The sequence below is a fragment of the Nocardiopsis sp. YSL2 genome (assembly GCF_030555055.1).
Taxonomy (GTDB): domain Bacteria; phylum Actinomycetota; class Actinomycetes; order Streptosporangiales; family Streptosporangiaceae; genus Nocardiopsis.
In genome coordinates, this window is sequence record NZ_JAMOAO010000001.1 from 4,955,661 (window position 1) to 4,968,809 (window position 13,149).

The window sequence follows — 13,149 nt, forward strand, 5'->3', positions numbered from 1 at the left end:
GTTCTGATTGGTTATTTCACTTGCTGATGCGTTGGCAGTATGAGGCGATGCTGTCGAGGATCTCCTCTGCGGTCTTGGTCCACACATAGGGTCGGGGATTCTCGTTCCAGGACGCGGCCCAGGCGCGGATGTCCTTCTCCAGGGCCTGGACGCTGCGGTGGGTGCCGCGGCGGATCAGCCGGTTGGTGATCTCGGCGAACCACCGCTCGACCAGGTTCAACCAGGAGGAACTGGTCGGGATGAAGTGCAGGTGGAACCGGGGGTGGCGCAGTAGCCACCTTTGGATCTCGGGGGTCTTGTGCGTGGCGTAGTTGTCCAGGACCAGGTGCACCTGCAGGTCCGCGGGGACCTCGCGGTCGATCTTGGCCAGGAACTTCTTGAACTCGATGGCGCGGTGGCGGCGGTGGATCGAAGTGATCACCTGCCCTGTGGCGGTGTCCAGCGCGGCGAACAGGCTGGTCACCCCGGCACGCACGTAGTCATGGGTGGCCCGCTCGGGGGTGCCGGGCATCATCGGCAGCACCGGCTGGGTGCGGTTGAGCGCCTGGATCTGGGACTTCTCGTCCACGCACAGCGCCACCGCCCGTTCGGGCGGGTCGAGGTAGAGGCCGACGACGTCGCGGACCTTGTCGATGAAGAACGGGTCGGTGGAGATCTTGAACTGTTCCCGCCGGTGGGGCTGCAGGCCGAAGGCGTTCCAGATGCGCCACACCGCGTTCTGGGTCATGCCGGTGTGCTGGGCCATGGAGCGCGTGGACCAGTGGGTGTCAGGGGCGGGTGTGCTCTCCAGGGTGGCGGCCACCACCGCCTCGACCTGGGCGTCGGTGATCGTGCGCGGCCGTCCGGGCCGGGGTTCGTCGGTCAGGCCGTCCAAGCGGTGCGCGATGAAGCGCTGGCGCCACTTGGTCACCGTGGGCGCCGATACTCCTACCTCGCGGCGGACCTGGGCGTTGGACAGGCCTTCGGCGCAGGCGAGCACGATCCGGGCCCGCAGGGCCAGGTCCTGTGCGGTCTTGCGTCGTCTGACCCACCGCTGGAGCTCGGCGCGTTCTTGGTCGCTCAGCTCCAGCGGGGGCAGCTTCGGTCCAGGAGCACTCATCCTGCAACCATAAACGAAATAACCAATCAGAACACTAGTGTTCTGATTGGTTATTTCACTTGCTGATGCGTTGGCAGTATGAGGCGATGCTGTCGAGGATCTCCTCTGCGGTCTTGGTCCACACATAGGGTCGGGGATTCTCGTTCCAGGACGCGGCCCAGGCGCGGATGTCCTTCTCCAGGGCCTGGACGCTGCGGTGGGTGCCGCGGCGGATCAGCCGGTTGGTGATCTCGGCGAACCACCGCTCGACCAGGTTCAACCAGGAGGAACTGGTCGGGATGAAGTGCAGGTGGAACCGGGGGTGGCGCAGTAGCCACCTTTGGATCTCGGGGGTCTTGTGCGTGGCGTAGTTGTCCAGGACCAGGTGCACCTGCAGGTCCGCGGGGACCTCGCGGTCGATCTTGGCCAGGAACTTCTTGAACTCGATGGCGCGGTGGCGGCGGTGGATCGAAGTGATCACCTGCCCTGTGGCGGTGTCCAGCGCGGCGAACAGGCTGGTCACCCCGGCACGCACGTAGTCATGGGTGGCCCGCTCGGGGGTGCCGGGCATCATCGGCAGCACCGGCTGGGTGCGGTTGAGCGCCTGGATCTGGGACTTCTCGTCCACGCACAGCGCCACCGCCCGTTCGGGCGGGTCGAGGTAGAGGCCGACGACGTCGCGGACCTTGTCGATGAAGAACGGGTCGGTGGAGATCTTGAACTGTTCCCGCCGGTGGGGCTGCAGGCCGAAGGCGTTCCAGATGCGCCACACCGCGTTCTGGGTCATGCCGGTGTGCTGGGCCATGGAGCGCGTGGACCAGTGGGTGTCAGGGGCGGGTGTGCTCTCCAGGGTGGCGGCCACCACCGCCTCGACCTGGGCGTCGGTGATCGTGCGCGGCCGTCCGGGCCGGGGTTCGTCGGTCAGGCCGTCCAAGCGGTGCGCGATGAAGCGCTGGCGCCACTTGGTCACCGTGGGCGCCGATACTCCTACCGCGCGGCGGACCTGGGCGTTGGACAGGCCTTCGGCGCAGGCGAGCACGATCCGGGCCCGCAGGGCCAGGTCCTGTGCGGTCTTGCGTCGTCTGACCCACCGCTGGAGCTCGGCGCGTTCTTGGTCGCTCAGCTCCAGCGGGGGCAGCTTCGGTCCAGGAGCACTCATCCTGCAACCATAAACGAAATAACCAATCAGAACACTAGGTCGTGTTTTTTGGAAGTGGGAGCGGAGCAGGGTCTGCCCTGGCAGGCTTGGTAAACGTGCCTGGACGTCATGAAGTCACCGATGCCGAGTGGGCCCTGCTCGCCCCGCTCATGCCCGACGATGCGCCCAAGGGCAAGAAGTGGGCCGACCACCGCAAGATCATCAACGCGATCCTGTTCCGCACCCGCACCGGGATCCCCTGGCGTGACCTGCCAGAACGGTACGGCCCCTGGGAGACCGCCGCCGGACGCCACCGCCGCTGGTCCCTGGACGGCACCTGGCAGAGGATCGCCGACCGGCTGCGCATCGACGCGGCCACCGGTGAAGAACTCATCGCGAGCATCGACTCCACCACCGTCCGGGCCCACCAGCACGCCGCCGGGGCAGCGAAAAAGGGGACACAGCGCGGGACGAACCGGACGGACGCGAAGCACTCGGGCGCTCCCGGGGCGGGCTGACCACCAAGATCCACCTGCTCGCCGATCAGCACAGGCGTCCCCTGGTACTGGCCACGACCCCGGGCCAGCGCGGGGACAGCCCCATGTTCGAGCCCCTGATGGAATCGTTGCGGCTGCCCCGCAGCACCGGCCGGCCGCGCACCCGCCCCGACCGGGGCCTGGGCGACAAGGCCTACTCCAGCCGCGCCAACCGGGACCACCTGCGCAAGCGCAAGATCAAAGCGACCATCGCCCAGCCCCGTGACCAGCGTGAACACCGCCGGCGCAAAGGGTCGGCGGGCGGCAGGCCACCGGCTTTCGACCAGGTCGCCTACCGCGAGCGCAACACCGTGGAGCGGGCGATCAACCTGCTCAAGCAGAACCGGGCGGTCGCGACCCGCTACGACAAGCGGGCCGCGATCTTCGACGGGACCGTGCAGGTGGCCTCGATCCGGATCTGGCTCCGCGACCTGACCCGTTCAAAAAACAGTGCCTAGACGGCACCGGTCCCCGTTCCCGGTGCCGCACCACCCAGGAAAGGGGATTGGGACGCTCGGAGGATCGAACCCGGGAGAAGTGGCGTAAGGTGCCGCCGTCCGCGAAGACGTACCGCTCGTCGTTGCGGGACGTCACCCGGGAGCACATCACGGACCTGGTGTCGGACATGGAGGCGGCGAAGGATGAGCACGGAGAGCCGTTGTTCTCGGCGTCCACGATCGCTGGGGTGTACGTGGCGATCGCTGCGATCTTCGCGGAGGCCCGCCGGAACAAGCGGGTGACCGAGTCGCCGTGTGTGCAGGTGGAGTTGCCGGTGGTGGTGTCGGGGGCGATCCTCATCGATCCGGCCCGCGACCAGCTCCTGAAGTTCGTGAACCGGTTCCCTGCGGACTGGCGGTTGCCGTCGTGGTTTCAGTACGGGTGTGGGCTGCGGATCGGGGAGGCGCTGGCCATCAACGCCAACCAATTTCGTGAGGGCGGGACGGTGTACCGGGTAGAGGAGCAGGTGGACCCGGATGGGAACGTGATCCCGTGTAAGTGGCGGAAGCGGGGCGAGTTCCGGGATGTGCCGGTTCCGGTGTTCGTTCAGGAGCGGTACCGGCAGCACGTCGCGTTGTTCCTGCCGGACGAGGACGGATATGTGGTGCCGGGCCGGAAGCACCGCAGGGTTGTGCGGAACTCCTACCACGCGCATGTGCGGAAGGCGGTGGAGGTGGCCGGCCTGCCGGACTTCATGACGTCGCACTACCTTCGGCATCGGTGGGCGTCGGTGATGTTGGCGCGGGGGATCGACATCACGCACGTGTCGCGGTGGTTGGGGCATCGGCAGATCGAGACGACGTATCGGATCTACGGGCACATGGTGCCGCGGGTGGCGTCGGAGGCGAGTGCGGTGATGCAGGCGGCGTTCGAGGATTTGCCGGAGACGGGTGAGGGGTCGAGTGTTGCCGGTGTGTTGCCGTTTGAGGGTCCTGTGGTGTTGTGACCTGCGGGTTTTGGTGGGGGTGCGATCATCTTCACCATCTTCGAGGGCGCGAGCGAGATCCAGAAGCTCATTATCGGCCGCCAGATCACGGGCCTTCCCGTGCGCTGAGCCGGGTGTGCGTCATGGCGAGGACACCGGAACGGAGGTGCGCGCCTCCCGGCGCCGGGGCCGCCCGGTGCGTGGGCACGGAGCGCCACTGTGTCCTGTACAGGGCGGGGGCCGCAGGGAGCGCGACCTCGTGGCCGCCGCCCTGCCCGAGGCCGTCTGATCCACCGCGCCCCAGCGCTCCTCCCGGCTCTTCACGGCACCCCGCGCCCGTTCCGGCTCTCCGCCGGAGCGGGCGCTACGGCGTTCGGGGGGTCAGCAGGCGCAGGGCCGCGTCGGCGGCCAGGTCCTCGGCTTCGGCGGGGACACCGGTCCCCTGGAGCAGGTGGCGCCGGACCAGTGCGAGGGGCAGGTCGACCACGGCCAGCCGGACGCGTTCCAGCGCGGCCTCCGCCGTCTCCTCCGGCTCGCGCAGTCCTTGTGCGAGCCGGGTCAACAGTGCGCCGACCTCGGTGTTGGCCGTGCGCAGCAGCTCCCGGTCGGACTCCGGCCAGTGGGTCTCGTCGAAGTCGGCGGGCCGGTGCAGCAGGACCCGGGCGGCGTCCGGCCGGGCGCGGCTCCAGGCCAGGACGTGGCGCGCGGTCGCCTCGGCGGCTGCCGACGGGGGGTCGGCCGCCAGCGTGCGCCGGCACCCCGCCTGGAAGTCGGTCACGGCGTGCGTCCACACGGCCGCCAGCAGGGCGGGGCGCCCGCTGAAGCGGTGGTAGAGCGATCCGCTGGGCGCACCGGTCGCGCGGGCCAGGGCGGCCATCGTCACCGCGGCCGGACCGCCCTCCGCCGCCAGGGCGGTCGCCGCCGTCACCAGGTCCTCGGTTCGAAACCGTGCGGGTCTTCCCATGTTCTGGAGACTATGCTCTACTTTGTTTTAGAGAGAACCCTCTAAAATGGAGTCGCCATGCCCGTGTACAACACGCACGAACGCCGACTGAACGCCTCCCCCGACGAGGTGGGCGCCCTGCTCGACGCCCTGGCCTCTGACGACGACCGCCTCTGGCCGTGCGGGTCCTGGCCCGCGATGGTCCTGGACGGCCCCCTCGCCCCCGGTGCCTCCGGCGGGCACGGCCCCGTCCGCTACACGGTGGAGCACTACGTCCCCGGCCGCTGGGTGCGCCTGCGCTTCGGCGCCCCGCGCGGCTTCGACGGGTTCCACGAGCTCACCGTCCGCCCCGATCCCTCCGGCGGCACCGTTCTGGCACATCTGCTGGCCATGCGCGCGCACGGACCGGCCCTGGTGGCCTGGCCCCTGGTGTTCCGCCCCCTGCACGACGCCCTGCTGGAGGACGCCCTGGACCGGGCCGAGCAGGCACTCCACGGAAGCGTGCGCACGCCCGCGCGCTGGAGTGCCCGGGTACGCCTGCTGCGGGCGGTCCTGGCCCGGACCGCCCCGGCGCGACGGCCCCGGACGCCCCGGTGACCCGACCGGACCCTACGCTGGGCGTATGGACCTCAAACCGGGCAACGGCGCCCCCACCATCACCATCCCCACCGGCTACAACGGGCCCGACGGCTCGGGCAACGGCGGCTACAGCGCCGGGCTGCTCGCGGCCCGCCTGAGCACGGTGGGCGGACCCGCCGTGCAGGTCACCCTGCGTACCCCGCCGCCCCTGGACCACCCCCTGACGGTCGAGGACGGGCCCGGTTCCGGGTTGCGCCTGACCGACCCCGCGCTCACCGACAAGGGCCACCTGGTCGCGGAGGCGGAGACGGTCGACCTCCCCGAGGAGCCCGCCGTGCCCGGCGGCCCGGTCGGGGCGGCCGAGGCCCGTGCGGCCGAGGACCGCTACCCCGGGCTGGTCGAACACCCCTTCCCGCGCTGCTACAGCTGCGGCCCCGACCGCGCCGAGGGCGACGGGCTGCGCCTGTTCGCCGGGGAGGTGCGCCCCGGGCACGGCCCCGACGCGGTGGGCCGCACCGTGGCCTGCACCTGGACACCGACCCCCTCGGTGGACGACGGGTTCGGCAGCGCCGCCTTCCACGAGGTCTGGGCCGCACTGGACTGCCCCGGCGGCTGGTCCTCCGACGTGGTCGGCCGCCCCGCCGTCCTCGGCCGGTTCACCGCCCAGGTCCTCGCGGCGCCCCGCGTGGGCCGCACCCACGTGGTGATGGGGCACCTGCACGGGATCGAGGGCCGCAAGGTGCGCACCGGCACCACCCTCCACGACGAGGACGGGACCCTGCTCGCCCGGGCCTGGGCCACCTGGATCACGATCGGGCGCTGACCTCCTCGTCCCCGGCCGGAACCGCTACCGTGGTCCCTTGTGGCCATGGAGAACTCGCACGCGACCGCCCCGACCGACAGCGGAGCCCCTCACGGGGCACCGGACTCCCCTCGACCCCGCAAGGGCCGGGGCGGCCGCGGACGCGACCCCGAACGCCGCCGCGCCATCCTCGACGCCGCCGACCGGGTGATCCAGCGCGACGGGCCCGACGCCTCGATGCTGGCCATCGCCGCCGAGGCGGGCATCAGCAAGCCCATCCTCTACCGCCACTTCGGCGACAAGGGCGGGCTCTACCGGGCCCTGGCCGGGCGGCACGTGGACCCCCTCATCGAGCGCATCCGCGCGGAGCTGCACGAGCACACCGAGTTCGACGTGCGCGCCCGGGCCACCGTGGGCGCGTACTTGTCGATGATCTCGCAGAACCTCAACCTGTACCGGTTCCTCATGGACCGGGCCACCTCCGAGGACTCCCGCACCCGTAGCGACCTGGGCATGATGGTGCGCCGCCTGGGCGAGGAGCTGGCCGACCAGCTCGTCGCCGAACGGCGCATCACCGAGCGCGTGCGCGCCCAGATCGTCGCCCACGCGGTCGTGGGCATGGTCCAGGCCGCGGGGGAGTGGTGGCTGGAGCACCCCGAGGTCGACGAGGCCGAGATCATCGACGACCTCACCCTCGCGGTCGTGGGCGCCATCCGCGACACCGGCTGAACCGGCGGATCCCCCACCCGAACGACTTGACCTGGAGTGCGCTCCAGGTCCCATGCTTACGGACATGGACTACTACACGCCCGGCCAGATAGCCGAGCGGTTCGACCTCACTCTGGACACCCTGCGCTACTACGAGAAGGCGGGGCTGCTGCGCCAGGTGGACCGCGCGCCCAGCGGTCACCGGCGCTACCGGGCCGACGACGCCGAGCTGCTCCACCTCATCCGCTGCCTGCGCGACACGGACATGCCCATCGCCCGCCTGCGCGAGTTCGCCGAACTCGTGCGCGCAGGCGACCACACCATCCCCGAGCGCGTCGAGGTGCTCCAGAGCCACCAGCGGCGGCTCGACGAGCACATCGCCGAGCTGCGCGTCCGCCAGACGGCGATCCAGCACAAGATCGAGTACTACCTCGGCGTCCTCGCCGACGGCGGCGCCGAAGCCGCCCCCACCCCGGACGAGACCACCTCCCGACCCGTAGAGGAAGCCCTCTGATGCGTTACACCACCATCGGCGACCGCCGCGTCAGCGCCCTGTGCCTGGGCGCCATGAAGTTCGGCAGCGAGACCGACGACGCCACCTCCGCCGCCCTCCTCGACCGCTTCGTCGAGGCCGGGGGCACCTTCGTGGACACCGCCGACTGCTACCAGTTCTGGGTGGAGGGCTTCGAGGGCCACGAGAGTGAGACCTTCCTCGGCCGCTGGCGCCGCGAACGCGGCATCACCGACGAGGTGTTCGTCGCCACCAAGCTCGGTGCCCAGCCGACCGTGCCAGGTACAGGGCTGGAGACCAAGGAGGGGCTCTCCGCGGCCACGGTCGCCCTGGCCGCCGAGCGGAGCCGCGAGCGCCTGGGCGTGGACCGGCTCGACGCCCTCTACGCCCACCAGGAGGACCGCACGGTCCCGCTGGAGGAGACCATGGGCGCCTTCGCCGAGCTCGTGGCCGAGGGCACTCTGGGCGAGGTCGGGCTGAGCAACCACCGCACCTGGCGCCTGGAGCGGGCCCGCGCCATCGCCGCCGACCACGCCTGGCCGCGCCCGCGGCTGCTCCAGTACCGGTACAGCTACCTGCAGCCGCGCCTGGACATCCCGCTCCAGTCGATGGGGCACATGCACATCACCCCGGAGCTGCTCGACTTCGTGCGCGCCGAGGCGGCCGAGGGGCGCGAGCACACCGTGGTCGCCTACACCTCCCTGCTGTGGGGCGCCTACACCCGCGAGGACAAGGAGCTGGAACCCGCCTACGACCACCCCGGCACCGCGTCCCGGCTGGCCGCGCTGGACGAGGTCGTCAAGGAGACCGGTGCCACCCGCAACCAGGTGGTGCTGGCCTGGCTGATGGACAGCGACCCGCGCATCGTCCCCCTGGTCGGGGTGAGCCGCATCGAGCAGTTGGACGAGGCGATCGAGGCCGCCGACCTCACGCTCACCGGTGATCAGTGGCAGCGCCTGGCCGACGCCGGGTAGGTCCCGTCGGCCGCGCCGGCCGCGCGCCGGGGGCGCGTGGCCGGGGCAGGCCATGGTTCTTCGCAAACACCCCAGACGGGCACGTATGTACGAACCCGCTGTTTTCGCCCTGCTTCGACCGGATACCTTCCCTAGGGCGTGCGCAGCGGAGGCAGCCCCGACGCACGCGAGGGGGAGTGCCCGCCGGGTACGCCCTCAAGGCGGCGGACGGCAGCGCCGCCTCGGCCCGCGTACCCGGGGAGGGGCGACTTGCCCGACAGCACGTACCACCAGATCCACTTCGCCTGGGCCGAGCCCACCCTGCTGGGGCGCACCGGCCCGGGCCCGGCCGCGGCCTCCCTCCCCGAGCGCGACCACCCCGTCCTGCGCTCCTGGCGCGACCGCCTCGTCCCCGCGCTCACGGCCGACTACCGCTCGGCCCTGCCCGGCACCGACCCCGCTGACTTCCCCGAGACCCTGTGGGCGCACGACTACCCCGACGGGCAGTCCGCCCTGGTCTACCGCTGGCCCGGCGACGTCCGCGACGCGCACGCCTGGGCGATCGTGGGCCCCTCCTACGGGCTGACCCTGCCCCGCGTCCTGTCCCTGCACGAGAACCCCAACACCCGCCCGGCCGCCCGCCGGCCTCCCGCCCCCGGATGGGAGACCATGCGGTCCCTGGGAGCGCCGGAGCCCTGGGAGCGCACCGCCGCCCCGGGAGCCGTGCGCACCCGCGACCGCAAGGCCGCCGAGACGGCCGTCGGAGGCGAGCCGCTGCTCATCGGGGCGGTGGCCGCCGCCCTCGCGCGCCCGGACCTGCCGGTCCACATCGCGCTGGAGCCCGAACGGGCCGATCTGTGGCAGGCGGTCCAGATGCGCTTCCTGTGGGGCGTGCACCGCGTCCTGCACGACGTGCTCACCCCGCCCCGCGCCATCCCCGCGGCCGGCTGGGCCTGGTCGTTCTCCACCTACGACCCCGTCCTGGGCGAGGACAACGGCCAGCACATCGCCTTCGGTCCCCCCGTGGGCGACCGCGGCGGCTCCCCCTTCGTCAACCCCGTGCCGCCGGACTTCCGCCGGGTGGCCGAGGGCCTGGTCACGGTCCTGCTCGACGAGGGCGGCAACGCGCTCGCCGCCCACCTGCGCGAACGCGGGGTGCCCGAGGCGGCGACCTTCGCCGACCGCCGTGACCTGCTGTGCGACTGGTTCGACCCCCGTGCCCGGCCCCTGGCCGCCGACCCCGACGACCTCCCGGAGCCCGAACCCCTGCCGGTCGCCGCCCTCCCGGAGCCGGACGCGGCGGGGCCGCCCGAGCACGATGAGCCCGCAACCCCGGTCCGGCCCGAGCAGGGCGCGGCCGCGCTCGCTCCCGAGCCGGAGGAGATCGACGACCTGCCGGAACTGCTGGAGGTCGAGGAACCACCGGAGGAGGACCCCGAGGAACCGGACCCGACGGGCCCCCACCGCCCCCGCCGCTCCCGCCGGGACTCCGACGACCTCCTGCGCCGAGTGCCGTCCCGGCCGGTGCGCCCGCGCATCGCCGCCGCCCGGCCGCGCAGCGCCACGGGCACACGGACCCTGGCCGCGTCGGAGCCCTTGTGGCCGGTCGATCGTGCGGCCGACCAAGCCGGGAGCGGCACCGGAACGGAGGAAACCGCCGTCGGCGGGGGCGACACCCGTGCCGGGAGCACCGCCGTCGGCGGGGACGACACCGGTGCCGGGAGCGCGGACGCGCCCGAGTCGCGGGACACGCGGTCCGCCCCCGAACTCCACCTGCCCGAGACCCGTTCGCGGTCCGTCGACGAGGCACCCGACGAGGAGCGGGGGGAGGCGTGGACCATCTCCGCCGCGCCGCCCGCGGACGAGGCGCCGGACGAACCACCGGTCCCCGACCCGCCCGCCCGCACCCCGGCCGAGGCGCCTCCGCTCCCGCTGACCGCCGAGCCGGCGGCCGACTACGCCGCCGAGACCGAACCGGAGCCGGACGACACCGACGAGTCCGGCGGCGAGGACAACTGGCCGACCCAGTACGTGGACCTGCCCCTGTCCCGCCTGGAGCGCTGGCACGCCAAGCGCGGCCCCGAGGGGGCCCGGATCGACATCGTCGACGCCCGCGCCGCCGTGCGCGCCGAGCGGGCCGAACTCCAGCAGGTCCGCGAGGAACGCGACCTGTACCACACCGAGGTCCAGGACCTGCGCCGCGACATCGCCCGCCTGGACCGCTCCTGGCTCGACCCGGGCGGTGAACCCGCCGAGCCCGACGCACCTCGTCCCCGCCGGTGGCCCGCGCGTGCGCTGGTCGCCCTCGTCATGCTCGCGCTCCTGGCCACCGGCCTGGAGGCCGGCGCACGCTTCGGCCGCGGTACCACCGACCTCATCGCCGCCGTGTTCGGCGCCCTTCCCTGGGGGTGAGTCCGCGCGCATCCGCCACGGCCGGGCGGCCGCCGAGGGGGCTGCCCCAGCCGTGCCGCGGACCCACGGATCTGACCTGTGCGCCGCGGTCGACGCCGGAGGCACGGGGCCGCCCGCGTACGGCACTCGGGGCGCCGGATTCCAATTCTAGGTCGTATGACCTATATTCAGTTCCATGACTGACGAACTGACGCACGATCCGGCCGGTCCCGTCCTCATCACCGGTGGGTACGGGACGGTAGGCGCCCAACTCGCCCGCATGACCGCCGCCGGGGGTATGCCCGTCCTGCTGACCGGCCGCAGCCCGGAACGGGGCCGGGCACTGGCCGAGGAACTGGGAGGCGAGGCACGCGCCTGGGACCTGTCCTCTCCCGCTCCGTTCCGAGCCGCCGTCCGGGCGGTGGTGAGCGCGGTCAACGATCCGGACGACCGAGTGCTCCACGCTGCCATGGCGGCGGGGATACCCCAGGTCGACGTGACGCGGTGGACGGCCCGCTTGCAGCGGGCGGTCACCCTGGCCGCGCTGGCCCGGACGACCGCGCCGGTCCTGCTGTCCTCCGCCTGGATGGGCGGAGTCACCAGCCTGGTCGCCGCCGCGCTCGCCCGGGAGCTGGGCGGGGCCGAGCGGATCGAGACGGCCGTCCGCTGGGACATGTCGGACCGGGCGGGCAGCGACTCGGTGGAGTTCATGGACCGACTCGGTATCGACTTCGAAGTCGTGGAGAACGGCAGACGCCGACTCACCGCCCCGTTGAGCGGTGCCCGCACGGTGCGGATCGGCGACGACTCGGTACGCGTGGCACGCATCGACACACCCGAGCAGTACACGTTCCCGCTCACCCTGGGCGCCACCACCGCCGCCACCCGGCTCGGCTTCAGCTCCCCCGCCGCCACCCGGATGCTCCTGGCCCTGCGCGGCGTGGGCTTCTTCCGCTGGGCGGACGGTGAACGCTGGGCCCCGGCCCGCCGGTCGGTGCTCTACTCTCCGGGCGACGGAGGTACCGCCCGGCTCCGGATCGACGTGGCCCACGGCGACGACGCCCGGACCGCCACCGTCACCGACCCCGCCGGGCAGAGCCACCTCACCGCCGTCGGCGGATATCTGGGACTGCTCAGGGTGCTGGGCACCGACGGGGCACCCGCGCCCGAGGGCGTGGTCTTCCCCGAGCAGCACCCGGATCCATCCGCGGCGCTGCGGACACTGGCCGACCAGGGCGTGCGGGTCGACGTCGAACAGGTCGGGGCGGCCGCCGGGCGGGCCGCCTCGTGAGCGCCGCCTCCTCCGGCGGGGCGACCGCCAAGGGGCTCCGACGGCGCAACGAACTGCTGGACACCGCCGAACGGCTGCTGGCCGCCTCCGGCGGCGCCCAGTTCACCCTGCGCGCCGTCGCCCACGAGGCCGGGGTACGCCTCGGCCACCTCCAGCACTACTTCCCCACACGTGCCGACCTGCTGGCCGCCCTGCTCGACCGGGCCCTGACCACCTCGCTGGCCCGGATCGCCGACCGCACCGGTCCATCCGATGACGGGACCGACCCCGCCACGGTGATCAGCAGTGTGCTCGCCGACCACGACGACCTGCCGCTGGTACGGCTGTTCACGGAAGTGTGGGCCATGGCGGCGCATGACGACGACACCGCAGCCGTGCGTTCCTTCTACGCCCAGTACGCCGGACACGTCGCCGCGGTCATCCGGCATCACGTTCCGGAACTGGACGAGACCGAGGCGCGAGCCCGCGCCGAGGTCTTCGTGATGACGGTGGAGGGGGCTTCGCTCTTCCGCTCCGGCATCACCGGAGGCCGCACCCCGCAGACGGATGCGGTGCTGCGGGACACCCTCCTCGACCTCCTCACGCGGCCGCGGAGAACCCTACGGTGAGGGCCCAGCCCCTGTGGGAGCGCTCAGCGCGAAGGCGCGAAGGAACGGAAGGAGGCTGATCCGCGCTCTTCGGGACTTCCACCACCCGGACCACCGTGTGCGGTGGCCGGGGGCGGCTCGGACCGGGCCGCAGCCGGGAAAACCGGATGACGCCCGCCGCATGCCGTGCCACGCTGGGCTCTCCCCGG

The 13,149-nt window shown here is 72.3% G+C and carries 13 protein-coding genes; 10 read left to right on the forward strand and 3 right to left on the reverse strand.

Annotated features, from left to right (window positions below):
* Positions 1-16: 16 nt before the first annotated feature.
* On the reverse strand, positions 17-1,099 hold the full coding sequence (locus tag M1P99_RS21870) for an IS630 family transposase (protein ID WP_304454452.1): 1,083 nt from the start codon (positions 1,097-1,099) through the stop codon (positions 17-19).
* A gap of 55 nt (positions 1,100-1,154) precedes the next feature.
* On the reverse strand, positions 1,155-2,237 hold the full coding sequence (locus M1P99_RS21875; RefSeq protein ID WP_304453744.1) for an IS630 family transposase: 1,083 nt from the start codon (positions 2,235-2,237) through the stop codon (positions 1,155-1,157).
* Positions 2,238-2,386: 149 nt separating this feature from the next.
* Here M1P99_RS21875 and M1P99_RS21880 point away from each other — a divergent pair.
* Positions 2,387-3,210 (forward strand): IS5 family transposase gene (locus M1P99_RS21880; RefSeq protein WP_304455794.1). Its coding sequence is split into 2 segments (ribosomal slippage): positions 2,387-2,701 and positions 2,704-3,210, totalling 822 coding nucleotides; the frame shifts between segments, so codons are not numbered across the junction.
* Positions 3,211-3,257: 47 nt separating this feature from the next.
* The gene (locus M1P99_RS21885) at positions 3,258-4,196 is read left to right on the forward strand and encodes a tyrosine-type recombinase/integrase (RefSeq protein WP_304454453.1); all 939 of its coding nucleotides are present in this window, start codon (positions 3,258-3,260) and stop codon (positions 4,194-4,196) included.
* A 343-nt stretch (positions 4,197-4,539) separates the two neighbouring features.
* On the opposite strand, the gene M1P99_RS21890 is transcribed toward M1P99_RS21885, so the two are convergent.
* A complete protein-coding gene (locus M1P99_RS21890; RefSeq protein ID WP_304454454.1) occupies positions 4,540-5,139 on the reverse strand; it encodes a TetR/AcrR family transcriptional regulator in 600 nt (199 codons plus the stop codon).
* Between the two features lie 57 nt (positions 5,140-5,196).
* Between M1P99_RS21890 and M1P99_RS21895 the strand changes: the two genes are divergently transcribed.
* From M1P99_RS21895 to M1P99_RS21930, 8 genes are all read left to right on the forward strand, one after another.
* Positions 5,197-5,715 carry an SRPBCC family protein gene (locus M1P99_RS21895; protein WP_304454455.1) on the forward strand — a complete coding sequence of 173 codons (519 nt, stop codon included), beginning with the start codon at positions 5,197-5,199 and terminating at the stop codon, positions 5,713-5,715.
* Between the two features lie 25 nt (positions 5,716-5,740).
* Entirely contained in the window at positions 5,741-6,520 is a 780-nt protein-coding gene (locus tag M1P99_RS21900) for a hypothetical protein (protein ID WP_304454456.1), read from the forward strand.
* 39 nt (positions 6,521-6,559) lie between these two features.
* Positions 6,560-7,228, forward strand: a complete 669-nt coding sequence (locus tag M1P99_RS21905) for a TetR/AcrR family transcriptional regulator (RefSeq protein ID WP_304454457.1) — start codon at positions 6,560-6,562, stop codon at positions 7,226-7,228.
* Between the two features lie 64 nt (positions 7,229-7,292).
* Positions 7,293-7,721 carry a MerR family transcriptional regulator gene (locus M1P99_RS21910; RefSeq protein WP_304454458.1) on the forward strand — a complete coding sequence of 143 codons (429 nt, stop codon included), beginning with the start codon at positions 7,293-7,295 and terminating at the stop codon, positions 7,719-7,721.
* The gene (locus tag M1P99_RS21915; RefSeq protein ID WP_304454459.1) at positions 7,721-8,692 is read left to right on the forward strand and encodes an aldo/keto reductase; all 972 of its coding nucleotides are present in this window, start codon (positions 7,721-7,723) and stop codon (positions 8,690-8,692) included. The genes M1P99_RS21910 and M1P99_RS21915 overlap by 1 nt, the downstream gene beginning before the upstream one ends.
* A gap of 249 nt (positions 8,693-8,941) precedes the next feature.
* Complete coding sequence (locus M1P99_RS21920; RefSeq protein WP_304454460.1) at positions 8,942-11,083, forward strand: hypothetical protein; 2,142 nt, start codon at positions 8,942-8,944, stop codon at positions 11,081-11,083.
* A gap of 175 nt (positions 11,084-11,258) precedes the next feature.
* A complete protein-coding gene (locus M1P99_RS21925; RefSeq protein ID WP_304454461.1) occupies positions 11,259-12,353 on the forward strand; it encodes a saccharopine dehydrogenase in 1,095 nt (364 codons plus the stop codon).
* Complete coding sequence (locus tag M1P99_RS21930) at positions 12,350-12,961, forward strand: TetR family transcriptional regulator (protein ID WP_304454462.1); 612 nt, start codon at positions 12,350-12,352, stop codon at positions 12,959-12,961. The genes M1P99_RS21925 and M1P99_RS21930 overlap by 4 nt, the downstream gene beginning before the upstream one ends.
* The last annotated feature ends 188 nt before the right edge of the window (positions 12,962-13,149 follow it).

What these genes read in the sequence shown, in the direction of transcription:
- M1P99_RS21870 (WP_304454452.1), bottom strand. Translation starts at nt 1,099, where the DNA reads ATGAGTGCTCCTGGACCGAAGCTGCCCCCGCTGGAGCTGAGCGACCAA.
- M1P99_RS21875 (WP_304453744.1), bottom strand. Translation starts at nt 2,237, where the DNA reads ATGAGTGCTCCTGGACCGAAGCTGCCCCCGCTGGAGCTGAGCGACCAA.
- M1P99_RS21890 (WP_304454454.1), bottom strand. Translation starts at nt 5,139, where the DNA reads ATGGGAAGACCCGCACGGTTTCGAACCGAGGACCTGGTGACGGCGGCG.
- M1P99_RS21895 (WP_304454455.1), top strand. Translation starts at nt 5,197, where the DNA reads ATGCCCGTGTACAACACGCACGAACGCCGACTGAACGCCTCCCCCGAC.
- M1P99_RS21900 (WP_304454456.1), top strand. Translation starts at nt 5,741, where the DNA reads ATGGACCTCAAACCGGGCAACGGCGCCCCCACCATCACCATCCCCACC.
- M1P99_RS21910 (WP_304454458.1), top strand. Translation starts at nt 7,293, where the DNA reads ATGGACTACTACACGCCCGGCCAGATAGCCGAGCGGTTCGACCTCACT.
- M1P99_RS21915 (WP_304454459.1), top strand. Translation starts at nt 7,721, where the DNA reads ATGCGTTACACCACCATCGGCGACCGCCGCGTCAGCGCCCTGTGCCTG.
- M1P99_RS21925 (WP_304454461.1), top strand. Translation starts at nt 11,259, where the DNA reads ATGACTGACGAACTGACGCACGATCCGGCCGGTCCCGTCCTCATCACC.